This is a genomic window from Robbsia sp. KACC 23696, assembly GCF_039852015.1.
Lineage (GTDB): Bacteria > Pseudomonadota > Gammaproteobacteria > Burkholderiales > Burkholderiaceae > Robbsia.
On sequence record NZ_CP156626.1, the window covers coordinates 1,135,283 to 1,157,666 of the forward strand.

The 22,384-nt window shown below is 63.0% G+C and carries 16 protein-coding genes and 1 other RNA gene; 6 read left to right on the forward strand and 11 right to left on the reverse strand.

Features of this window, described 5'->3' with window-relative positions; translation table 11 throughout:
- Window positions 1–4: 4 nt before the first annotated feature.
- The 3 genes from ABEG21_RS04680 to ABEG21_RS04690 all read left to right on the forward strand — a co-directional run bounded on the left by ABEG21_RS04680 (window position 5) and on the right by ABEG21_RS04690 (window position 4,514).
- Window positions 5–1,570: a M81 family metallopeptidase gene (locus tag ABEG21_RS04680; protein ID WP_347556094.1), complete on the forward strand. Its 1,566-nt coding sequence runs from the start codon at window positions 5–7 to the stop codon at window positions 1,568–1,570.
- Between the two features lie 299 nt (window positions 1,571–1,869).
- Entirely contained in the window at window positions 1,870–2,775 is a 906-nt protein-coding gene (gene lgt, locus ABEG21_RS04685; protein WP_347556095.1) for a prolipoprotein diacylglyceryl transferase, read from the forward strand.
- A gap of 302 nt (window positions 2,776–3,077) precedes the next feature.
- The gene (locus ABEG21_RS04690; protein WP_347556096.1) at window positions 3,078–4,514 is read left to right on the forward strand and encodes a hypothetical protein; all 1,437 of its coding nucleotides are present in this window, start codon (window positions 3,078–3,080) and stop codon (window positions 4,512–4,514) included.
- On the opposite strand, the gene ABEG21_RS04695 is transcribed toward ABEG21_RS04690, so the two are convergent.
- The 5 genes from ABEG21_RS04695 to ABEG21_RS04715 all read right to left on the reverse strand — a co-directional run bounded on the left by ABEG21_RS04695 (window position 4,440) and on the right by ABEG21_RS04715 (window position 8,936).
- Window positions 4,440–6,179, reverse strand: coding sequence for a hypothetical protein (locus ABEG21_RS04695; RefSeq protein WP_347556097.1), 1,740 nt, complete (start codon window positions 6,177–6,179; stop codon window positions 4,440–4,442). The two genes, ABEG21_RS04690 and ABEG21_RS04695, sit on opposite strands and share 75 nt — an antisense overlap.
- Window positions 6,180–6,549: 370 nt before the next feature.
- Complete coding sequence (locus ABEG21_RS04700) at window positions 6,550–7,257, reverse strand: SIMPL domain-containing protein (RefSeq protein WP_347556627.1); 708 nt, start codon at window positions 7,255–7,257, stop codon at window positions 6,550–6,552.
- Window positions 7,258–7,552: 295 nt separating this feature from the next.
- Window positions 7,553–7,736, reverse strand: a non-coding RNA gene (gene ssrS / locus ABEG21_RS04705) — 6S RNA.
- 494 nt (window positions 7,737–8,230) lie between these two features.
- Window positions 8,231–8,545, reverse strand: coding sequence for a cell division protein ZapA (locus tag ABEG21_RS04710; RefSeq protein ID WP_347556098.1), 315 nt, complete (start codon window positions 8,543–8,545; stop codon window positions 8,231–8,233).
- Entirely contained in the window at window positions 8,535–8,936 is a 402-nt protein-coding gene (locus ABEG21_RS04715) for an ATPase (RefSeq protein ID WP_347556099.1), read from the reverse strand. The genes ABEG21_RS04710 and ABEG21_RS04715 overlap by 11 nt, the downstream gene beginning before the upstream one ends.
- 318 nt (window positions 8,937–9,254) lie before the next feature.
- Here ABEG21_RS04715 and ABEG21_RS04720 point away from each other — a divergent pair, with 318 nt between their 5' ends.
- Entirely contained in the window at window positions 9,255–9,887 is a 633-nt protein-coding gene (locus tag ABEG21_RS04720; RefSeq protein WP_347556100.1) for a ParA family protein, read from the forward strand.
- 56 nt (window positions 9,888–9,943) lie between these two features.
- Here ABEG21_RS04720 and panD read toward each other — a convergent pair whose 3' ends face one another.
- The 4 genes from panD to ABEG21_RS04740 form a co-directional block, all read right to left on the reverse strand.
- Entirely contained in the window at window positions 9,944–10,333 is a 390-nt protein-coding gene (gene panD / locus ABEG21_RS04725; protein WP_347556101.1) for an aspartate 1-decarboxylase, read from the reverse strand.
- Between the two features lie 6 nt (window positions 10,334–10,339).
- Window positions 10,340–11,188, reverse strand: coding sequence for a pantoate--beta-alanine ligase (gene panC, locus ABEG21_RS04730; RefSeq protein ID WP_347556102.1), 849 nt, complete (start codon window positions 11,186–11,188; stop codon window positions 10,340–10,342).
- A gap of 261 nt (window positions 11,189–11,449) precedes the next feature.
- Window positions 11,450–12,397: a ScpA family protein gene (locus ABEG21_RS04735; protein ID WP_347556103.1), complete on the reverse strand. Its 948-nt coding sequence runs from the start codon at window positions 12,395–12,397 to the stop codon at window positions 11,450–11,452.
- A 1-nt stretch (window position 12,398) separates the two neighbouring features.
- Entirely contained in the window at window positions 12,399–12,584 is a 186-nt protein-coding gene (locus tag ABEG21_RS04740; protein ID WP_347556104.1) for a DUF3460 family protein, read from the reverse strand.
- 413 nt (window positions 12,585–12,997) lie between these two features.
- On the opposite strand from ABEG21_RS04740, the gene ABEG21_RS04745 reads away from it, so the two are divergent.
- Window positions 12,998–14,890, forward strand: a complete 1,893-nt coding sequence (locus ABEG21_RS04745) for an autotransporter assembly complex family protein (protein WP_347556105.1) — start codon at window positions 12,998–13,000, stop codon at window positions 14,888–14,890.
- A 9-nt stretch (window positions 14,891–14,899) separates the two neighbouring features.
- A complete protein-coding gene (locus tag ABEG21_RS04750) occupies window positions 14,900–19,288 on the forward strand; it encodes a translocation/assembly module TamB domain-containing protein (RefSeq protein ID WP_347556106.1) in 4,389 nt (1,462 codons plus the stop codon).
- Between the two features lie 90 nt (window positions 19,289–19,378).
- Here ABEG21_RS04750 and metG read toward each other — a convergent pair whose 3' ends face one another.
- Complete coding sequence (gene metG / locus ABEG21_RS04755) at window positions 19,379–21,532, reverse strand: methionine--tRNA ligase (protein ID WP_347556107.1); 2,154 nt, start codon at window positions 21,530–21,532, stop codon at window positions 19,379–19,381.
- Between the two features lie 242 nt (window positions 21,533–21,774).
- Entirely contained in the window at window positions 21,775–22,377 is a 603-nt protein-coding gene (locus ABEG21_RS04760; RefSeq protein WP_347556628.1) for an OmpA family protein, read from the reverse strand.
- Between the last annotated feature and the right edge of the window lie 7 nt (window positions 22,378–22,384).

Below are 22,384 nucleotides of genomic sequence, written 5' to 3' on the forward strand. Positions count from 1 at the left end.
CGACATGAATACAGACGCCACGCCCGCCGCCGAGCATCCCGCCGTCCCGCCCGCGCCCGCCGACGCGCGTAAGATCCGCATCGCCGTGCTGAATCTGGTGCACGAGACGGTGACTTTCCTCAGCAACGACACGACGCTCGACGATTTCATCTATGACGGCTCCCCGGCGCGTGGCGAGGATCTGCTGCAGAGCGATCCGAAAGGCTATATCGGCGGCTTCGTTCAGGTGGCGCGAGAGTTCGACGGGGTCGAGCTGGTGGGCATCGAGTCGCCGCTGTCGCCTAAAACCGGCATCGGTTCGGGCTGGGTGACGTTGGAGGCCTACGAGCATTTCGTCGGTAAGATGATTGCGGAACTGTCCGCGACCGGGCCTTATGATGGGGTCTACCTGTCGGTGCACGGCGCGATGGCGGTGCGTGGCGTTGCGCGGCCCGAAGCGGAGCTGGCGCGTCGGGTGCGCGAGGCGGTGGGGCCGGGCGTCGTCATCGGCGGGACCTTCGATCTGCATGCGAACGAGGACGAAGCGTTTTTGCAATCGGCGGATATGGCGTTTTCGGTCAAATATTATCCGCACTACGATTGCCATCTGCAGGGCCAGCGCTGTGCACGGATGATGGTGCGAGCGATCCGCGGCGATTTCACGCCGACGCACCTGACGCGCAAGATTCCGATTATTTCGCCGACGGTGCTGCAATGGACCGGCGCCTCCCCCTGGATGGACCTGATTCAGCGGGCGTTGATTTGGGAGGCGCGCGAACCCGACGTCTTCGTCAACGTCCTGTTCGGCTTCCCGTGGTCGGATGTGCCGGATGCCGGCATGACGATTCAGGCGATCACGAACGGCAATGCCGCGCTGGCGAAGACGATCGTCGACGATATGGGGGCGTGGGCCTGGCGTCGCCGCGAGGCGCTGCTGCACACGACCAAGGTGCCGCAGATCGAGGAGGGCGTCGCGCTGGCGCAGCAGGCGCAGCACGAGGGGCGCACGCCGGTGGTGTTGGCCGATCACAGCGATCGTTCCGGTGCCGCCACATGGATCCTGCAACAAGCGCTTGCGCGGGGCATGCGCAACACGTTGTTCGGCACGATCACCGACGGCGAATCGATCCAGGTGCTGCAAGACCGGGGCGTACAGGTCGGCGATACGATCGATATGCCGCTGGGCGGCAAAGTGGACGCGTCGGCCGGGGCGCCGGTACATATCAGCGGAACGGTACTGCACGTCGGCTATTCCGGCAGTGTGGCACGCGGTACGCGTCAAGTCAGTCACGTGAATATCGCATTCGGCGAAGGCAATGTATTGGTGCTGAGTCGCTATCTGGTCCAAGCGAAGGAATTAAGCGAGCTGCGCGTACTCGAAGTCGATCCGGACCAGTTCGAGGTGATCGCGATCAAGTCGCGCGTGCACTTCCGGCGCGGATTCGACGACAGCGGCTATGCAAAAGCCATTTTCGTTGTCGAACCGCCCGAGGCGTTCCTCGGGACGGTACGTCTGGACGGACTCGCTTATGAAAATCTCGATCTGAAGGCGTTCTATCCCTACGGCGACGTCTCGTATCCCGGCGATTGAGCACGACGGCGACGTTGGCGCCAGCCGCCCGGCACACCGGACGCGACGACGCGGTCGTTCAAGGCCCGTCGCGGGCGCCGGATGTCCGCGGCTGCCCCGGGTAAGGGTTTTATGACATCATAACGGGCTATCATGGTGCGGACCGTCCACGAATCCGCGTGATGCGTGGCGAAAAACGGGCAAATGCAAGGCGTTGTCGGCTGGATGTCAGCCTTGCGCCGGTTGCGTGCGGGCTGTGCCCGTCCCGTCTGCGTCCCCCATGATGTCCGGACACGATCCTCACCCTTACCAAGGCTGCTATGCTGCTTCATCCTGATTTCAACCCGATCGCGATCCAGCTCGGGCCGCTGGCGATCCGCTGGTACGGCCTGATGTATCTGCTGGCCTTCGTACTGGGCGTCACGGTATTGCGTATGCGGCTAAAGCAGCCGCAGATTGCCGCGCAAGGCTGGGACAAGCGGGATATCGACGATATCCTGTTCTACGCGGTCTTGGGCGTGATCCTGGGCGGCCGTATCGGCTACATCCTGTTCTACAAGGCGGATTATTATTTCGCCAATCCGGCGGCGATTTTCCGCGTCTGGGAAGGCGGCATGTCCTTTCACGGCGGCTTCCTCGGAGTCGCGCTGGCGATGTGGCTTTTCAGTCGCAGTCGCAAGCGGCCCTTGCTGCAGGTGACCGACTATCTCGCCCCTGCCGTGCCGCTCGGGCTGGCGGCAGGACGCTTCGGCAACTTCATCAATGGCGAACTATGGGGCCGCGTGACCAGTCCGTCTCTGCCATGGGGCATGATGTTCCCGCAAGCAGCCGGCGAGGATCGGCAATGGATGCTGACGCACGCTGCCGAAGCCGCCGCGAAGGGATTGACGGCGATCTATCCGATTCATGGGCTGCTTCCGCGTCACCCGTCCGAACTGTATGAGATGGCGCTCGAAGGCTTTGTGCTGTTCTTCGTGATGTGGCTGTTCGCGCGCAAGCCGCGGCCGATGGGCGCGGTGACCGGATTGTTCATCGTCGGCTATGGCATTGCACGATTCGTCGTCGAAATGACGCGCCAGCCGGATGACTTCCTCGGCTTGCTGGCGCTCGGCTTGTCGATGGGGCAGTGGCTATCCTTGCCGATGATCTTGATCGGCATCGGCATGATCGTCTGGGCGTTCAAGCGCCGCCCGGTGTCGGCGCCGGAATCCCCGAGCGCCGTCTGATTGTTCTCTCCCACGGGCGCGTCAACCGTCTCACGATGTGACGGGCTGGCGGCCTCGGTGTACTTTCCCTTCGTATTCCCGCCTGGCCGCGTTCTCGCGGCCTGCCCGCTCCGGGCATTTCCCCCTTCTGCGATTCTCTTCACCGATGCATGCCGCGTCGACCGCTGCCGTCTTTCGGCATCCGTCGACGGGAATGCGGCTCGGCCTATCTCTTTCGGCTCATAGCATTGTTTGGCCGCGCCGATTACATTCAATCTTCCCTCAGTACCCCCTGGCTTGGACGACGGCATCTCAGACACATCATGGATCACGAAAAATTCAGTCCCAGGCAGTGTCATTCGGATCGACAGCGCGCGCTGAGTCCTCTCGACATCGCCGATGCCGATATCGACTTGGACGCTCACACTTTGCTCGATGCCTCATCGACATCCCGTGGGCCGCGGCTCGCCGGAAACGTGTCTCGACTGCCGCTCCCTGGCACGCGCTCGCTCGATTACCGCACGTTGATAGGCGACCATGGCCGCGATACGTTGCTGCAGCCGACGCGCAGCCGAGGCATGTCGCAGGGAAGCGATGACGCGAGCGATTTCGATACCGACAAGAAGAAGCTGGAGCGAATCACCGGCATGATTCAGGCCTTACCGGAGGGCGTTTTGGAGGACGCGCAGGAATGGGCGCCGGAAAACGCCATTGCCAAGGCGACGTCCATACTACGGCAGCAATTGTTCGAGGTACTGCGGACGGTGCCGGAAGGCGGCGATGATCCAGCCGGGCAGAAGGCGCAAAAAGAGCATGGCAAGCGCATAGAGAAAATCCAACGCAAAATCGATAACGTCGACGACGAACTCAGCGCGACGACGTTGTTGAACGCCGCCCCGACGGGATATTTTTTTTCCATCATCGAGGCGTTCTATCGGAAAACGGGCGAGCACGCATTCAGCGTCCACACACAGCCCAAAAATGAGACGAGGGAGGCCTTCGATTCATTCAAACGGGCTGCCTACGCGGCGTTGCCCGATGACGCCAAGCAAGGGTTCTCGAAACATCTGACGCGATTCAATCCGGACGGCAAGGCGCGCGCGGTGGAATCGATCGACTCGGCGGAGATCCCGGCGGACTTCGCGCCCGACACGGTTCTCGCATACCGTTTTTCCATCAAGGATGTAGACCAGCAACGCCTGGCCAATGTGGACAGGGGAATCACGCGCTCCAGCAAGTTGCATTTCGGCCAGAAGGCCATCGTGGTGGTGGACCGCCCGGGAAAGCGGGGGCGGGAAGCGTGGGAGCTCAGCGAGCGAGGAATAAGTGAACCGGGAATGACCTATACGGTCGAACTGTCGGTGGCGGACGGCCTGGACGAACGTGCTCTTTTTGGCAGCGAGTCCGTTGCTTCAGGGCCGGTGACCATCGGCTTGGAAGCGATTCGGCCATCGCGATTCGGACTCACGTTTTGTTCAGATGGTTTGCATCGGAGTAACGACGCCGAGATCCGGCTGATGCAGACATTGCACAGCCGTTTTCGAGGTATCAATTTCGCCGAGTTGAAAGCGATGTATGCGGATCGTCAGCATGTCGAGTTTCAACTGGATATCGTGTCGTCGAAAGAACCCTGTAATTCATGCGCATTTGCAATGTCGGTGTTTGCCGAAACACTCTCCGCCGAATTACGCGACGCGATCGGCATGCCGGCTAAGCTGCATTTGGACTACGTCGTTACTGCGTCGAAGAAGCCTACTTGACGCCGCCGGAGGGGCCGCACACGTCGCAGACGCCATTACCTCCGCGACGGCCGCATCGACGCCCTGTCTGCTTTCTCGAGTGGTCCTTGCGGCCAATGCGGCGAGTGTCACGACTGCGCCGGCGACGGCATCGGGTGTCCTCAGGTAGCGGACACGATAGCGACCCAGCAGGAACATGCCGCTGACCCATCGCGCGCCATGCAGGCCGAGACGACCATCCCGTGAAAAATATCGGTTTCGATCGTCGGCCGCCGCTTCGGGGAACAGTTCGGCGCCGCTGACCGATTGCGCGACGAGGGCAAACATCGCAGCCGCGAGCATCGCGTCCGTCTCCCGCGCCGATGTGAATAGCTCGAATAGCGCGATGCCCTCGATCGATGGCGGTTGCCTGCCGCGCGCCATTCGCGACAGACGGTCCAACGGCGTCTCCGAATCCGGAAGATGCTGCGATAGCAGGAATTGCTCGTCGATACGGCGTACGCGGAAATGATAGATATTCAAGTGCCGCCGCGCTGTGTGGGACAGCCCGGCCGTACAGAGCGCTCTATCGAATAAAGCGACGCTTCGCTTCACCGAGGGCAGCGCGGACGCCATGGCAGCCGGTCCGGGGGCAATGGACGCCAGGGCATCGCCACTGTACGGGCAGCGCGCCGAGGCTGATGCGATAGGCAGCTTTACCGTTGACGCGGTTGTTGCATTCGTCAACGTATCGCACTGCCACGCCCAATCCGGAACGATCGATGCGAGACCGGGGGTCCATCGCCAGCGCATTTTATTGTGCAATCGAAGCGCCGCTACCCCCGGTCGATTAAGCGCCTGACCCGGCGCGAAAGGGTCGAGCAGACGGTACTTCGTAAAGGAATCGTCGCGATACAGCAGCATATAGGGAGAGGCGCTGACGTCCAACGTGATGCGCGTGCCGACCGATGTGCTGTGCAATGCGCGGCAGAACTGGCCGACATAGCTATCGGGTTCGCCGGGACGTTCCCCGACGCCGACGAGATTGCAGCAAATGAAGTTGATGGCCAGCGTATCGTCGTCGGCCAGGCCCAGGTGCGACAGGATGTCGTCGTGTAATCGCGTCACCAGCGTGGCGGCGGGCAGGCTCGCCAGCGCTCGCCTGTAAAAGCCATCCGCTTGCGCAGTCGTGCTGCCGTGCGCAATGAGAAATAGACGGACGATGTCAGGGCGGATGTCGGTAGTGCCCTGCACACGGTTCATCGCCTTTTGAGACTGCGCCCATTCCTGGACTGTCCGCGTGCGCATTCTGCCGCCTAACCAAGGGCATACTTCCGGGCGCGGTGGCGCGGCGAACGAGACCGACAGGGGAGGCGAGGCATCGCGATTTTCGTGCTGTGTTACGCACCTCGACTCTGCCAGCTCCCAGACGTAACACGGGCGGATGTCGCAGGACTGCGCCGGCGTCCCACAGTAGAGCATCGATCTCGGGCGTTTCAGGGATTCCCGGATTGCAATGTCGCGTAGCGCCGGGTCATCGTCGTACAGTGCCACGATGTTCAGCTTGCCGCTGTTTTCAAGCGGCCGCCGTTGCAGCGTGTCATCGAGGCGGCGGTTGCCGGTGGCATGCCGCAGCGCCGATGACAACGCGTCCGCGACGGCCGCACGCGCGATCTGCGTCAATGCGTCGGCGGTCGGATCTGACAACGCACTGGCTGCGCGAGCTGACGCGGTCGACCGGTCTTCGCGTGTGGCAGGGGATTCGTTGGCGTTCGCCGGTGGCGCGCATGTTCTGGGAGGCGCGGGCACGATCATCCGGCCATCGTCGGGCATACCGCGCGACATACGTGACACAGGCCGTGGCGTGCCGCCGCATCATCGGTTGCGAGCACGACCGCCGAATCGCGAGACGCATCACGCGACGGGCAGGCGACGCCCCTACAGGACATATCGGCAGACAAGCGGCTGGAGTGGAGGCTAGGCATCGCGGGGGTCCTGGAAAAAACCAGTATTCCCGAAATCCCGCGCCTTTCACAATCGGCTGCTCGGCCGGGGGACGGCCGAACAGGGCCTCATATCACGGCACCATCTGGACGCTACCGTTGACGTCCACGGTGACCGTGGTCGTGCCACCTTCCACTGGCACGGCGCTCATCTTTGCCATCGGCGCCGCGGCCATCGACATCATCGCAATGCGCGGTTGCCGGATGCTGCCGCTATGCCCGAGTTGCACATCGCGAATGGAAAAGCCCCGATAGCCGAAGGCTTTCGTGGCGGACTCGGCCTTCTGGCGGAAGGCGGCGATCGCCTGTTCCGACAGACGCGCTTCGGCCTGCTGCCGTTTGTCGCGTGACAGCGTGAACGAGACGTCGGCGACCTGCATCTGACCGCCAAGGTCGCCCGCGAGTTTCGATGCCGCGGAGAAATCTTGCGACTCCAGCAGCAATTCACTGCGTCCGCGCCAGGCGACGATCTTGCCGTCCCGATCGGTCGACGGGGAGATCGAGAACGCGCCAGTGCTGACCTTGACCCGCGACTGCGATCGCGCGGTCTCCAGCGCCTGCTGCGTTTGCTGGTTCAATTGTTGTGCGACCGTTGACGAGTCGTTGCCTTGTCGTTCGGTGAACAAGGTGATGTGGATTTCATCGGCCGGGACCTCTTCGCTGGCCGAGGCGTCGAGTTGCAGCACTCCGGACGGCGCCGTTTGTCCGATGGATTGCGCCTGCGCAACGCCGGGCATGGCCAGCAGGGCGACCCCCATTGCACCGACCCCGGCCAGCGACATCAAGGCGATGGCGGTCTGGCGCGCGGTATGCCGGACGCTTTTCTGCAACGACACGGGGGGCGAGGATGGCGTCGCGCTCGAAGGTGTTGGCAGTGCGGACATCAACTTGGCAATCATGGGCTGTCTTCTCCGGGTGGGATCGTTCCATGATAAACAAAAACCCGTAAGCTGCCCGTCAGGAACAACGCTTAATTACACAGGATTGCTTATCAAATCGCCAAAAACAAAAGCAGCATGGACGAGTGCCCATGCTGCCGGAAAAGCGCGACATCGATAATCGATCGATGCCGCCAATAAGATCCCCACCTTAGCCGCTTGGTCGGCATCCTGAACCGGGGTTCAAGATCGGCCGCAGTAAGAAACGCTTCGGGTTCGTCAGACAGAGTGACGCTCACGCCCGCATTTCAATGTCCCGCGACCTGTGCTTTGTAAGCATTGGCTCAAGGAATATATGACCATGGCGAACCAGGCAGGGAAACCGTAAAACCTGTAATGCGCGCAGAAGGCCCTGATGCACTTCCCTCTGCGTTTCATTCATTAACTGCTCTTTGTCACCGTTTGTCAATCGACCTCGATGCTCTTTTTCCACTTGCATCAACGTCGATTTACAGCAATGTTCGCAGCGCCGTTATCACATTGTTGTCGCACTTTTCAAGCGGGTTTCGTAACAAAACCGGAGAGAAAAAGGGGCGTCGATCAATGTGTATTCGTCGCCGATCGATGAATTCATTGTGCCACAAGCCGGCGTCGATTGCACCCGAAACCGGGCAGCGCCGCCTTTCGGCCTATTCGTTGTGCGAGCGCATCGTTTGCGCGCGGACACGGTCAAACGCGCACCCGTCAGACGAAGATAGGCGCTGCGGCACCATAGTGCAAGGACGAATGGAAAGACATTGCGGGCGTCCCGGAGATGGCGACGCCCGCAATGACGCGACGGCGAGAGACTGCCGCGGCAGCCTGCCCCTATCGCCGACTATTGCAAGCCGGCGCGCGCGACCGCGCTGTCGATATCGTGATTCATGCGCTCGATCGCTTCGCGAACTTGCTCCGCCGGGAACGCTTCGCCGTGGCGCACGCTTTCCTGGAGATTCATCAACTCGGAGGCGATGCTCAGCGCCGCCATGACCGCCAGGCGATCCGTTCCACGGATCGCGCTGTTTTCCCGCACCTTGTGCATCTCGGAGTCGACCCGCGCCACGGCGGCCCGCAGGATCGGTTCCGTTTCGGGCGAGCAGGCAAGCCGATAGCTTTGTCCCAAGATCTTGACTTCGATCTGCTTAGCGGCCATAGGATTCTCCCTCCACATGCGGCTCTTGTTCGGCCAGTGCCTCGGCACCTGTCGCTTCGTGATGGTTCGGATGATGCGCGTCGCCGGCCTGATTCAGGCCATCGTCGTTGGCATGCTGTACACCGCCGCGGTCTCGCGGCGTGGGCAGCTTTTCAAGAATCGCATTCAATTTGATCTGCGCATCCTCGATTTTGGCCAGCAGCGCATCGCGCTCCTGCCGCAAAGCGTCACGATCCGCGCGCAAGGCATGGCTCGCCGTCAAGGCTTCGTCGCGTTCGACGCGCATACGGTTCAACTGCGCGTCGCGGTCTGCCTGCGTCTGGCGATTGTTATCGACCAGGCGCAGCAGCCGGGTAATTTTCTCGGATAGTGAATCGAGTTCGTTCAACATGGTGAGCGGGTCCTCTGAATTCCGGGCATTTTAACCCGGATCGTGGACTGGACCGAATCCCCGTTGCACGTTGTTTCGAATTCTTGCCGTGGGCAGCCCTGATAGGCCGTCATTCGACCGTGCCAGGACGCCCGAAGCGATGTCGTCCACCGTGCGGCGATCCGACCGATCGGCCGACGTCGCGCGGCGCACGACGCGACCGGCACCGATGCGCCATCCTGCGGTGTTCGGCCAATATCCCCTGGAATTCACGGCGATGATGCACACGATTGTCCAGTTCAACGATAATAGAGTTTCGTTCGGACTACGGGAGACGTCATGTCGGTCATAGCAGTCGTGAATCCGAAGGGCGGGGTGGGCAAGAGTACGTTGGCAACGAATCTGGCCGGCCATTTCGCGGCCAATGGCGAGTGGACCGCGTTGGGCGATATCGACCCCCAACGCTCGTCGCACGGCTGGTTGGACATCCGCTCAGCGATGCTCCCGGCGATCGAGCGCTGGGAGCTGGATCCGGCGGTACCGGCGCGTCCCCCGAAGGGTATCGAATTCGCGGTGCTGGATACGCCGGCCGGTCTGTCCGGCGCGACGCTGCAGCAGGTCGCCGCCATAGCCGACAAGCTGATCGTGCCGCTGCAGGCGTCTATCTTCGATATCTTCGCGACGCAGGCCTTCCTGCGGGCCCTGGCCGAGGACAAGGCGCTGAAGCGGCGTCATACGCAGATCGGCATCGTCGGCATGCGCGTGGACCAACGCACCAAAGCGGCCGACGAATTGCATCGTTTCGTCGAAGGCCTGGGCATCACGGTGCTGGGCGATCTGCGGGATACGCAGAATTACGTGCAGTTGGCCGCGCATGGCCGTTCCATCTGGGACGTGGGCCAAAGCAGGGTGGAAAAAGACCTGCCGCAGTGGACGCCGATCATCGACTGGGTCCGTGCGAAGGGCGCCTGACCGGTCGATCGACGGCGCGGAACGTACGGCATAAGGCGCCCGACATCGATCGCCGCTTAGCGAGGCGCTTGCTGCAAGGGCACGTGACCCCGCTGTTCCTTGATCTTATTGTCGGCGTCGACGAAAACGAGGTTCGGCGTAAAGCCGGCCTGCACGTCCTTCTCGTTGACCATGGCGAACGCGGCGATGATCACCAGGTCGCCGATCTCCGCACGCCGCGCGGCGGAGCCGTTCAAGGAGATCATGCCGCTCCCACGCTCGCCCCGAATGGCATAGGTGGTGAAGCGCTCGCCATTGTTGATGTTCCAAATATCGATTTGCTCGTTCTCGGCGATATTGGACGCTTCCAGCAGGTCTTCATCGATTGCGCAAGATCCTTCGTAATGCAGTTCGCATTGCGTCACGGTGGCGCGATGGATCTTCGACTTCAACATCGTACGAAACATGGCAGTTCAGATTTCCAGGTTGTCGATCAAACGGGTGCTACCCAGCTTCGCCGCGGCCAGCACGACCAGGGATTCGGCGGTCTCAGCTTGCGCGATATCGTCGGCGCCCGGCACACGCAGGTCGGCGCGACGCCGGATGGCGATATAGTCGGGCAGCCAGCCGGCGGCTTGCAGCGCCGCGCGCGCCTCGGCTTCCAAATGCGCGAAGTTCTTTTCCCCTGCCAGCACCTGGTCGCGGATGCCCGACAGCAAGCCATAGAGCCGCGGGGCCTCGGCACGATCGTCGGGGCTCAGGAAGCGGTTCCGCGACGAGAGGGCGAGCCCATCGGTATCACGCACCGTTTCCGCGGCGATGATGTCGGTGGGCAGCGCAAATTGTTGCGCCAATTGCCGCACGATCATCAACTGCTGATAATCCTTCTTGCCGAAAACCGCCACGCGCGGATTCACGCAGCTGAACAGTTTCATCACGACCGTGCAGACGCCGGCGAAAAAACCGGGGCGGAATTCGCCTTCCAGGATATCGCCGAGGTCCGCGGGCGGATGAATGCGATATTGCTGCGGCACCGGGTAAAGATCGGTTTCGGTCGGTGCGAACAGCACGTAGACATTCTCGCTTTGCAGCTTTTCGATGTCTTCCTGCAGCGTGCGCGGGTAACGGTCGAAATCCTCGTTAGGCCCGAATTGCAGCCGGTTGACGAAGATGCTGGCCACCACCGGGTCGCCGTGTTGGCGCGCCTTGCGCATCAGCGACAGGTGGCCTTCGTGAAGATTGCCCATCGTCGGCACGAAGGCGACGCGCGTCTGTCCGCGCAACTGGTCGCGCAAGTCGTGAATCGAACTAATGACTTTCATGGTGAAACTCGGTCTCCTGGCGTCCAGCGGATCGGGCTTGCCGATCGTGCGCAGCCTGCGCTGTCACGACCTGTCCAAGTGGGCAACGCGCGATGCCGTGCAAACGCCGCACCTGCAAAAGCCACGAAACGCCCTTTTTGCATATTCGCGGGATTGTAGAGCATTCTGCGGGAATAGAGCGGCCAGTCGCGCCGCGATGGCGGCGAAGGCGCTGGAGGCGCGCCGACTTCGCACGGCAAGAAAACCGCCGCGCGGCCCGTCTCAGCTGGGTGAGTAGGCCAAACGAACGTAGATCGGGGCGTACGGTGCGGCCTGCGTGACCTGGAGCAGGGATTCGCGCGTCAATTCCAGCATGGCGATGAAATTCACGACGACCACTGGTACGCCTTCCTGGATATCGAACAGTTCGGTGAATTCCATGAACTGCCGCTCTTGCAGCTTGCGCAGCATCAAGCTCATATGCTCCCGGACCGATAGCGCTTCCCGGGTGATCTTATGGTGTGCGACCAGGCGCGCGCGCCGGAACAGATCTCGGAAAGCGGCGGCGAGATCGTCGGCATCGACGTCCGGCCAACGCGGCACCAGGCTTTCTTCCACATACACCTGTGCCTGATGGAAGTCGCGTCCGTGCTGCGGCAATTGATCCAGTTGCTGTGCCGCCAGCTTCATTTGCTCGTATTCGAGCAAGCGTCGCACCAATTCGGCGCGCGGGTCGGCGACTTCTTCATTGCTGTCCGCCTTCTTGACCGGTAGCAGCATCCGCGATTTGATCTCGATCAGCATCGCCGCCATCAGCAGATAGTCCGACGCCAGTTCCAGATTGTGCTTGCGGATCTCGTCGACATAGCCGAGGTATTGCCGCGTGACGTCCGCCATCGGGATATCCAGCACGTTCAGATTCTGCTTACGGATCAAGTACAACAGCAGATCGAGCGGACCTTCGAAACTTTCGAGGAAGACCTCGAGCGCTTGGGGCGGGATGTACAGATCCTGCGGCAGCTTGAACAGCGGCTCGCCATACAGGCGCGCGAACGCGACGCCGTCGATCACGTTCGGCGTCGAATCGGTCGCCCCGGGTGGCACGGCTAGCGGATGGCCAGCCTGCGCGTCGGCAACGACCGTGGCGCCCTCGTGGGGATGTCTGCGTGTGGCCAGTCCCGAGTGGGCCGGCCCGCCGGACGATGCGTCCGGCGGAGTCGGTGCCGTCATCTCAGATGTTTTGGTAATACACGTACGGCGTCTGTTTCACGCGCGCATGCGTATCCTCGGCGCGCTGCGCCAGATCCAGCGGCTTCTTGTCCCACAACAAGGCGCGACCGCGTTGCTGCTGCTGGTCGAGCTCGGGGTGAGTTTCCTTCAATTCGCTGAGAAATTCGGTGATTTCTGACTTGTACATGGCTCGATACAGGAGAAGACCTGGATTGGCGGGCTTGCCGATACCCTCGACGCCGATCGACGATCTGCCGACGGCAAGTCTTCGGTGCGCCCGAGTATGCCGTTATTTTAGCCTAAGCGGCGGCAATATCATCACGCGTCGCGAGACAAACGCGCAGGGGCCAGCGGCGTGCGCGACCCACTTTAGCCGTGTGCCCCGCCAAAGGCGCGCCGCCGCGCCGCGCGCGGACGGTGGGTGTATCGATCGGTACGAGGGCGACAGATAGGTCCAGTTTGTGTTCAAATAATCGCGGTCTGAACTTCGCCGCCCATTGGCGGCATCGCACCGGCGCATCGATACGACAAGGCACCGGCGCGTCACTGCGGCAACGGAGGATGTGTTTGGCGGGACGACATTTGCGGATCACCGGGGCCATGTGGCCATTGCCCATGCGTCGCCCGGGGCCGCCTGGTGGGCTACCGTACGCCTTGTTTCTGCCGCGTGGCGTATGCCCCAGCGTCGGCGAAGGGGAGCGGGTCGCGGATGCCCGGCTTCCCGGGTATGTCGAGCGGCCGGAGCGCCGGCGTCTCGCGGTCTGTCTGGCGGTTTTGCTGGCGTTATTCCTGATTCAGCCGACGGCCGCGTGGGCAAACTACGATGTCACGATCGATGCACCCCGTGCATTGAAGAAGTTGCTGAAGCAAAATCTCAATTTGTCCCGCTTTTCGAAGCGCAAGGACATCGATGCCGAGCAATTGCGTTTTCTCGTCACGGCGGCGCCGCAACAGGCGCGCGAGCTGGTCCAGACGCAAGGCTATTTCACGCCGGTGATTTCAACCGATCTGCGGCTTGCCAAAGGCAAGTCGGATAAATCGTCGGTGACGCTGCGCGTGCAGCCGGGGCCGCAGACCACCATCTCGACGGTCGATTTGTCGTTCAACGGCGCCGTGCAGAGCGAGGCGCCGGACCGCGCCTTGGCGGCGCGCGCGGCCTGGCCGCTGCAGCCGGGCGATCCGTTCTCGCAATCGGCTTGGGATGACGCGAAGCGGGCATCGCTGGCGGTGTTGCAGGCCAAGCGATATCTGGGCGCGCGCATTGTCCATTCGGAGGCGAAAATCGACCCGCGTACGCATTCGGCCGCCTTGAGCGTCGAATATGGCAGCGGGCCGACCTTTCATCTCGGGCCGATCAAGGTGAGCGGCACCAAACGCTACCCGGAATTCATCGTCGATCACGTCAACCCCCTGCATGAGGGCGAGATTTACGACGCGGCGCGTATTCAAACCCTGCAGCGGCAGATCCAGAATACGCCGTACTACGCCAGTGTCGCGGTGGACGTGTCGGCCGATCCGGCGCAGGCGGCGGCCGCGCCGGTGTCGGTCAATCTGAACGAGTACCAGTATCACAGCGTGCGCGCCGGTGTTGGCTACACGACGGATCGGGGCGCGCGCGTGGAGGGCGCCTATTCGTACAACAACGTATTCAATCGGGCCTATGTCTTCACGATTACCGGCCGGCTGGAACAGGAAAGCCAGTACGGCTCGGTGCAGCTTTCGATGCCGCCCGACAGTAAGGCCTATACCAACAGCGTGCTGGCGTCCTATACACGCACCGATACCGAAGGCACGGTGATTTACAGCTTGCGGACCGGCTTCCAGCGTGCCCGATCGCTACAAAATTACGACTACTCGTATTCGCTGCTGTACTACCAGGATCGGCTGGAACAGAACTCCGGCGCGCCGACGGTCAGCCGTGCGCTGGTGCCGGCGTGGGCCTGGGCGCGCCGCAATGTCGACGATCCCATGTTTCCCCGTAGCGGCAATTTGATTGGTGCCGAGGCTGGGTTTGCGGTGAAGGGGGCGCTGTCGGATGCGACCTTCGTGCGGCTCTACGCCCATGGACGCCAGTATTTCCCCTTGGGTCGCCGCGACCTGTTGCTGCTGCGCGCCGAGCTGGGCGGCGTGTTTTCGAATGCGGCGTCGTTGCGCATTCCGGCCACCTTGTTGTTCCGCACCGGCGGGGCGACCACGGTGCGAGGCTATGGCTATGACAGCATCGGGAATAATGTCGACGGCAGCGTGCTGCCGACGAAATATCTGATTACCGCGGGCGCCGAATACCAGCATTGGTTCACGCATGACTGGGGCGCTGCCGTGTTCTACGACGCCGGAACGGCCAGCGATACCTGGAGCGAACGACGTTTCTACCAGGGCGTGGGCGTCGGTGCACGGTGGCGCAGTCCCGTCGGTCCGCTGAATGTCGATATCGGCTATGGCTTGCAGAACCGCAGCATTCGGCCTTACTTGACGCTTGGCGTCGCGTTCTGAGGGCGCAGCATGGAACCGACACACACCTTCGGGCCGACAGGCGAGGCGCCGTCGCCGACGACACACGCGGCGGATCGCGAGACGCCATCGCAGACGCCGGACGGCACCTCGTCACCGCCACCGCCGCCGCGACGTAGTGGCTGGCGGCGCCTGGGCCGAGGCTTGCTTTGGCTGATCGCCGTCTTGCTGGTACTGATCGCCGTACTGGCGGGCGCCCTGACGTGGGTCGTGCATACCGAATCCGGCACGCGCGCGGCCTGGCGGGTGGCGACGCATGTGCTGGCGGGCCGTTTGTCGGGATCGCTCGACGGCGGAACGTTACAGCGTGGCATCCGAATGCGCGATGTGCGTTGGCACAGCGGCGCGACCGATATCCGAATCGACCGTCTTGCCGGCCGGTGGCGCCTGCGCCATGTGAACGACGCGCCGGTATTGCCGACGATCGGTGCGCCGCCGCCGATTGCGCTGCCGAGCATGTCCGCATCGGGGCCCGTTACATCCGCGGCGGCCGCATCCGGGGTTGCCGCATCCGCGGCCGTCGCACGCCCCGCGCCGTCGAACGATACCGCGCCGTCCACTGCCCCGACTACCGCCATCACGCGCCTTCCGCGTTGGCGTTTCGTCGTCGATTATCTGCGGGTGGGCACCGTCGATGTCCGGACCGGGCCATCGAGCAGCAGCTCGTCCGGTCCGCTATCGATGCCGACATCGCTGCGTGCACCGTTGCAGCTCGACCTGCAGGACATGCAGGTCGAGCGAATCGCACTGCATAGCGGCATCGGCAACAGTGCGACGGAGACCGATATCGACGCGCTGGTCTTGCATGGCGCCAGCGATGGTCGACATCACGCGCTGGTGTTACAGGGCGTGCGCACACCGTATGGCAGCGCCACGGCCGGCCTGGCACTCGATGGCGTCGCGCCGTTCGCGTTGAACGGCAGTCTTCAGGTATCGACCAATGTCAAAACGCAGCCAATCCAGGCGACCGCGGCCCTGTCGGGGAATCTCGCGGCGCTGAACGTGCATCTGAATGCCGCCGGCTATAAATTGGCAGCACGCGCGGACGTGGCCGCCAGTCCGTTTGCCGCGGTGCCGTTCCACGCCGTGTCGATCGCGGCCGATCATATCGATCCGTCGCTCCTCAGCCCCGGCGCACCGTCGGCCGATCTGCGTGTGCGCGCGCAACTCTCGCCGGTGACAGGGCCGAATACCCCGCACGATACGGCGCCGCACCGCGCCGCGGCGTCCGCGCTCGTTGTCGCCGGCACGATCGATATCGACAACGCGATTCCGGGGCAACTCGATGCGAAGCGCCTGCCCTTGGTCAGCGCGCATGCCCAGCTGCGCCTCGACGCGGCACAGCAAGTCATCGAGGCCTTGCAGATCTCGCTGCTCGACAAGGCCTCCGTAACCGGTGCTGGCCGCTACGCACAGGGCAAGGGGCAACTGGATCTACGCCTGGCCGGCCTCGATTTGCACGCGATCCACTCGGCGCTGCGCCAGACCGCCTTGGGCGGGGAGGTCGGCGTGCGCCTCGACGGCGCGCGGCAGCAAGTGACATTGCACCTTGCCGATCCGCGTGCGCGCATCGCGCTGGCCGGAACGGTCAAGGCCGATGCGAAGCAGACCGCGTTCGACGCGGTAAAGTTGAACGCGGGCGATGGCGAACTGCGATTGGACGGCACGCTCGCACGCGATGCGCGCGCGACATTCGCGTTCAAGGGCATGCTCCGCGATGTCGATCCGCTGGTCTTGCTGGCGGATCAAGCGACGACGCAAGGTGCCGGCCCGGCCGCGCGCGGCAAGACAAAGGGAGGCACGCGTACGGGCCAATCCGGCAAGGCGCCTGCCGCGTCCGTCGGCGGCAAGCGCATCCAGGCACGCGTCTCGGGAACGTTCGATGCAACGGGTAATCTGACGCCGGCACTGGCGGCCAAGATCGGCTTTGCCTTGCGTGACAGCGAGTACAACGGCTTGCCGTTGGACGGCAATGGCACGGTGCAATTGGTCGGTAGTCGGTTGCTGCCGAGCAAGGCGCATCTATCGGTTGCCGGCAATCTGGTCGATCTGAACGGCAGCTTCGGTGAACGGGGCGATCGCCTGGCGTTCCGTGTCGATGCCCCCGACATCAGCCGATTGGGTTTCGGCTTGGCCGGTAGCGTGCAGGCGCAGGGCGATGTGACCGGATCGATTGCACATCCGGACGTGACGGCACGCTACGACGCCGCGAATCTGGTGTTCGGCTCGATCAGCGCGCAACGGGCGCAAGGGCAAGCCGAGCTGCGCGACGGCGCGAGCGGGGCCTTGAACCTGTCGATCGATGGCACGGAAATCGATGCGCCCGGTGTCACGCTGCAGACGTTGAGCGCGCGCATTGCCGGGACCCGTGCGCACCACACCGTCGATGCGGCGATGCATGGCACCGTACATGGTAACGTCATCGATGCGACCGTCGCGGCGCAGGGGGGGCTGTTCGACGTCAAGCCACCGACGCGACGTACCCGCCGACGTACTGGCGCCACCGAATCGGCGTCGTCCGAGGGCGGGGGGATGGGGTGGCGCGGCACCGTCAGCCGTCTGGAGAATCGCGGCACCCCGGCGATCGCACTCGGGGCGCCCGTCAGCGTCGTGGCCGCGCAGGGCGATATCGAAGTCGGCGCGACGCATCTGACGCTAGAAGGCGCGACGCTGGATTTGCAGAACCTGTTCTACCGCGCCGGCCAGATCCGCTCCGCCGGTCGCATATCGGGCATCGATGTAGGGCGTCTGCTCGTATTGCAGGCGCAAATGACGGAGCAGCCGCCGCCGCAGAATCTCACCGATATGGTGTTGGACGGCGACTGGAACGTCACTTTGGCCGATACGGCCAGCGGCTATGTCGCGCTGCGCCGTCGTAGCGGGGACGTGCAGATCAGTACCGGCATGGGCCGAGCGGGTCTCGGCCTCGAGCAACTGCGTGCGCGCGTCGATTTCACCGGCGGGCGGCAGGCACGTCTGACGGTGCAGGCCAATGCGGCCCGTATCGGGGAAATCCATGCCGATATCGGCGCCGGCCTCGTCGATCAGGACGGCATGCTCACGATCGCGCCGTCGTCGCCGCTGACGGGCACGCTGTCAGGCGATGTGCCGTCGCTGCGCACCACGGGCGGCCTGCTCGGGCCGGCCTATCTTTTCGACGGCGCGCTCGCGCTGCGGCTGACCGTTGCCGGGACGATGGGCAAACCGCGTCTGTCGGGCTCGCTGAAGGGCGATCAGTTGAATGCCCAACTACTGGATCAGGGCGTGCAACTGCGTGACGGCACGATCGATATCGGCGTCGACGACAATTTGGTCACGTTCCGCCAAGTGCTGTTCCATGGCAGCAGCGGCACCTTGGGGGCGACCGGCAAGGTCCGCCTGGATGCCGACGATCCGACGATCGCCGCGAAAATCGTGGCCGACAAGCTCGAACTGTTCGGCACACCGGACCGGCAGCTGCAGCTCTCCGGGCAAGCGACATTGGAAAACGCCGGACCCGACGGTGGCGTGGCGATCGACGGCAAGTTTCTCGTCGATCATGCGTTGTTCGACTTGCCCGAATCGTCGGCACCGTCGCTGGGCGACGATGTCGTCATCGTTCGGTCGAACGGACAGCCTACCGCAGCGGTGCCGAAGCGCGGCGTGCCGGGCGCCGAGAAACCGGTCGGCCGTTATGCGCCGCACGCAAATGTGACGATCGACCTCGGCCACGACTTCCGCTTCCGGGGGGCCGGGGCCGATCTCGGCCTCGTCGGTGCGCTCACCGTCGTCAGTGCGCCGAATGCGGCCTTGTCCGCCCAGGGCTCGGTCAATGTGACGAATGGCTCGACGTATTCGGCTTTCGGTCGCAAATTGAACATCGAGACCGGCTATTTCACCTTCAACGGACCGATCGACAATCCCGCGATCAATCTGTTGGCCATGCGGCGTAACCAGGAAGTCGAGGCGGGGGTGCGGGTGCGCGGGACGCTACGGGCACCCGATGCGCAACTGGTGTCCGAGCCCAGCGTTCCCGATAACGAAAAGCTGTCCTGGCTGCTGTTCGGCCATGGCACCGACTCGGGACAGAACCTCGGTCAGCAGAATACGGTGGACGCGGCGTTGGCACTGCTTGGTAGCGCCGGGGGGAAGCGCATTGCGCAGACGGTGGGGCTCGACGAATTCACGATCGGATCGAGTGATTCCGGATTGACCGATGCGCAAGTCGTCCAGGTGGCGAAAGCGCTGAACGAACATTTCGTCCTCGGCTATGAGCAGGCCCTGCAGTCGACGGGCTCGTTGTTCAAGCTGACCTGGCTGCTGAGCCGCAGCTGGTCCGTCGCGTTACAGGCCGGCACTTACAATGGCGCCTTCCTGCTGTACGTGCATCGCTTCGATTAGGGAAGGCGCGAAGAGGCCGCGAGAGGCCCCGGCGAGTGCCGGCGCGGCGGAGGCCGTCAGGGCGACGGCCTCGTTGAAACAGCGCCGGACTTAGCCGATGCGCATGCCGGGTTGGGCGCCCGAATCCGGTTCCAGCACCCAGAGGCCACGCCCTTCCGCGGGCTGGTCCTTGCTGCCGGCCGCCGAAAGCACCATGCCTTCGGAGATACCGAACTTCATCTTGCGCGGTGCCAGATTCGCGACGACCACCGTCAATCGACCGACGAGCTCCTCGGGCTTGTACGCCGACTGAATCCCGGAGAACACATTACGCAGACGGCCTTCGTTCAGATCGAGCGACAACTGCAGCAGCTTGGTCGAACCCTCGACGGCCTTGCAGTCGACGATCCGCGCCACGCGTAGATCGACGCGCATGAAATCGTCGATCGTGATCATCGGGTCCGTTTCGTCGTCCGCCGCGGCCGCGCCTTTCGCCGTCGCCGGTGCGCCACCGGTTGCAGCGGCCTTGCCCTTGCCGTCGGCCTTCTTCGCCGCCGCTTCCGCTGCGGTCGGCTTGGCGGCTTCGGTCGTCAGCGAGTCCTTGTTCGCCTCCAGCAACTTCTCGATCTGCTTCGTATCGACGCGCGTCGTCAGGTGCTTATACGGCGACACCGGTTGCGACGAAGACAGCGGTCGTGCCACGTCGGCCCACGTCAGCGGCGCCACGCCGAGCAGGTTTTCAACGGCCTCGGCGAGGCGCGGCATGATCGGCTTCAGGCCAATCGTCAGCAAGCGGAACGCTTCCAGGCTGATGCTGCACGTTTCCTGCAGCGCCGCGGTCTGACTGTCGTCCTTTGCCTGTTCCCACGGTTTCGCGCTATCGACAAAGCCGTTCACCGCATCCGCCAGTTCCATGACGAGGCGTACCGCACGACCGTATTCGCGCGACTCGTAATGCGCCGCGACTTGCGGGATCCCGTCGCGCAGCTTTTGCAGCAAAGGATGCGACATCACCGTGTCGAGCACCTTGCCGTCGAAACGCTTGACTAGGAAGTTGGCGGTCCGGCTGGCGATATTGACGTACTTGCCGACGATATCGCTGTTCACCCGCGCAACGAAATCGTCGAGGCTCAGATCGATATCCTCCACGGCGCTGTTCAGCTTGGCCGCGAAGTAATAGCGCAGCCATTCCGGATTCAGGCCGGTGTCGATAAAGCTGCTGGCCGTGATGAAGGTGCCGCGTGATTTCGACATCTTCTGACCGTCGACGGTCAGGAAACCGTGCGCAAAAACATTCGTCGGCGTGCGATGGCCGGAGAATTGCAGCATCGCCGGCCAGAACAGCGTGTGGAAACGCAGGATGTCCTTGCCGATGAAATGGTATTGCTCGGTCGTCGTGTCTGGCCGCACCCACTCGTCGAAATCCATGCCGCGCTGGGCGCAGAGGTTCTTGAAGCTGGCGTAATAGCCGAGCGGGGCATCGACCCAGACGTAGAAGTATTTGCCCGGCGCGTCGGGAATCTCGAAGCCGAAATACGGCGCATCGCGGGAGATATCCCAGTCGCCGAGCTTGTTGTCGCCTTCTTCGCCGAGCCACTCGCGCATCTTGTTGGTCGCTTCGGGCTGGGCCAGCTTGCCGACCCATTCGCGCAGGAACGACTCGCAGCGCGGATCGGACAGCGTGAAGAAGTAGTGCGTCGAGGTCTTGCGCACCGGCGTGGCGCCGGACACCACGGAATACGGATCCTTCAATTCGGTCGGGTCGTAGGTCGACCCGCATACCTCGCAGGAGTCGCCGTATTGGTCCTTCGCCGCGCACACGGGGCAGGTGCCCTTGATGTAGCGGTCCGGCAGGAACATGGCCCGCACCGGGTCGAAGAACTGCTCGATGTCACGGGTCTCGATCAGACCGGCATCGCGCAGCGCCAGATAGGTGCTGTCGGACAGCGCCTTGTTTTCCGGGGAGTCCGTCGTGTAGTAATTGTCGAACGAGATGCCGAAGTTGTCGAAGTCGCGCTTGTGCTCGGTCCAGACGCGCTCCACCAATTGCTTCGGGGTCAGGCCTTCCTTTTCCGCGCGCAACATGACGGGCGTGCCGTGCGTGTCGTCGGCACCGCAATAATAGACTTCGTGACCGTGCATTCGATGCATCCGGACCCAGATGTCGGTCTGAATGTACTCGACCAAATGGCCGATATGGATCGGTCCGTTCGCGTAGGGCAGGGCGGACGTGACAAGCAGGCGTCGGGAAGCGTTGGCTGGCATAAGGCGTTCGAAAGAAGTTCGGTACAGGCTGAAGCCCCCGATTCTAACAGTCCACGCCAAAAAGACCGGGGCATAGCGCCCCGGAGCAACAACGACAAGAGGAGAATGGCGCGTGAGGGTCAGGCACCTTCACCCGCCGTTAAGTCAGACATGCGCGGAGCGATAGAGTTCGCAGTTTTTCTTAAAAAACTACAGGATTTTCTACGCCGCCTAACGTCGCCTATCTTTTGCTCAACTTCGCTCTACTGTCCGTGTTGGCGCGTGGCTCGCAGGAAAATTTCGACGCGACGATTCTGCGCACGGCCGGCTTCGGTGGAATTGTCGGCGATCGGCTGCGTCTCACCGCGGCCCTCGGCGGTCAAGCGATTGCCCGCAACGCCGCGCTGAACCAGATAACCCGCAACGCTGCCCGCACGGTTCTGCGATAACGTCTGGTTATACGCGGGGCTACCGGTGCTGTCGGTGTGGCCGACAACCTGCGCGACCAGTTCGGGATTCTGCTGCATCGATTGCGCGACCTGATCGAGGATCGGCGCGAACGACGGCATGACCTGATAGCTGTCGGTGGCGAACGAGATCGAATTCGGAATATTGACCTTCAGCGAGCCGTCCTGTTGCTCGGTGATCTGCGTGCCGGTGCCCTTGCTGGCGCCGCTCAGGCGGGATTTGATCGCGTTCCAGTTATAGCCGGTGATGCCGCCGGCGGCTGCACCCAGCGTACCCCCGACGATCGCACCGGTGCGATTCCCCAGCAGCGCACCGATGCCGGCGCCCACCGCCGCGCCGGCGCCGGTGCCCACGGCCGTGTTCGTCTGTTGCTGATTTGCGCAGCCAGCAAATAACATTGCGCCG

Coding starts and splice junctions, on each gene's coding strand:
- ABEG21_RS04680 (WP_347556094.1), top strand. CDS start 5: ATGAATACAGACGCCACGCCCGCCGCCGAGCATCCCGCCGTCCCGCCC.
- lgt (WP_347556095.1), top strand. CDS start 1,870: ATGCTGCTTCATCCTGATTTCAACCCGATCGCGATCCAGCTCGGGCCG.
- ABEG21_RS04690 (WP_347556096.1), top strand. CDS start 3,078: ATGGATCACGAAAAATTCAGTCCCAGGCAGTGTCATTCGGATCGACAG.
- ABEG21_RS04700 (WP_347556627.1), bottom strand. CDS start 7,257: ATGTCGCTGGCCGGGGTCGGTGCAATGGGGGTCGCCCTGCTGGCCATG.
- ABEG21_RS04710 (WP_347556098.1), bottom strand. CDS start 8,545: ATGGCCGCTAAGCAGATCGAAGTCAAGATCTTGGGACAAAGCTATCGG.
- ABEG21_RS04715 (WP_347556099.1), bottom strand. CDS start 8,936: ATGTTGAACGAACTCGATTCACTATCCGAGAAAATTACCCGGCTGCTG.
- ABEG21_RS04720 (WP_347556100.1), top strand. CDS start 9,255: ATGTCGGTCATAGCAGTCGTGAATCCGAAGGGCGGGGTGGGCAAGAGT.
- panD (WP_347556101.1), bottom strand. CDS start 10,333: ATGTTTCGTACGATGTTGAAGTCGAAGATCCATCGCGCCACCGTGACG.
- panC (WP_347556102.1), bottom strand. CDS start 11,188: ATGAAAGTCATTAGTTCGATTCACGACTTGCGCGACCAGTTGCGCGGA.
- ABEG21_RS04735 (WP_347556103.1), bottom strand. CDS start 12,397: ATGACGGCACCGACTCCGCCGGACGCATCGTCCGGCGGGCCGGCCCAC.
- ABEG21_RS04740 (WP_347556104.1), bottom strand. CDS start 12,584: ATGTACAAGTCAGAAATCACCGAATTTCTCAGCGAATTGAAGGAAACT.
- ABEG21_RS04745 (WP_347556105.1), top strand. CDS start 12,998: ATGTGGCCATTGCCCATGCGTCGCCCGGGGCCGCCTGGTGGGCTACCG.
- ABEG21_RS04750 (WP_347556106.1), top strand. CDS start 14,900: ATGGAACCGACACACACCTTCGGGCCGACAGGCGAGGCGCCGTCGCCG.
- metG (WP_347556107.1), bottom strand. CDS start 21,532: ATGCCAGCCAACGCTTCCCGACGCCTGCTTGTCACGTCCGCCCTGCCC.
- ABEG21_RS04760 (WP_347556628.1), bottom strand. CDS start 22,377: ATGTTATTTGCTGGCTGCGCAAATCAGCAACAGACGAACACGGCCGTG.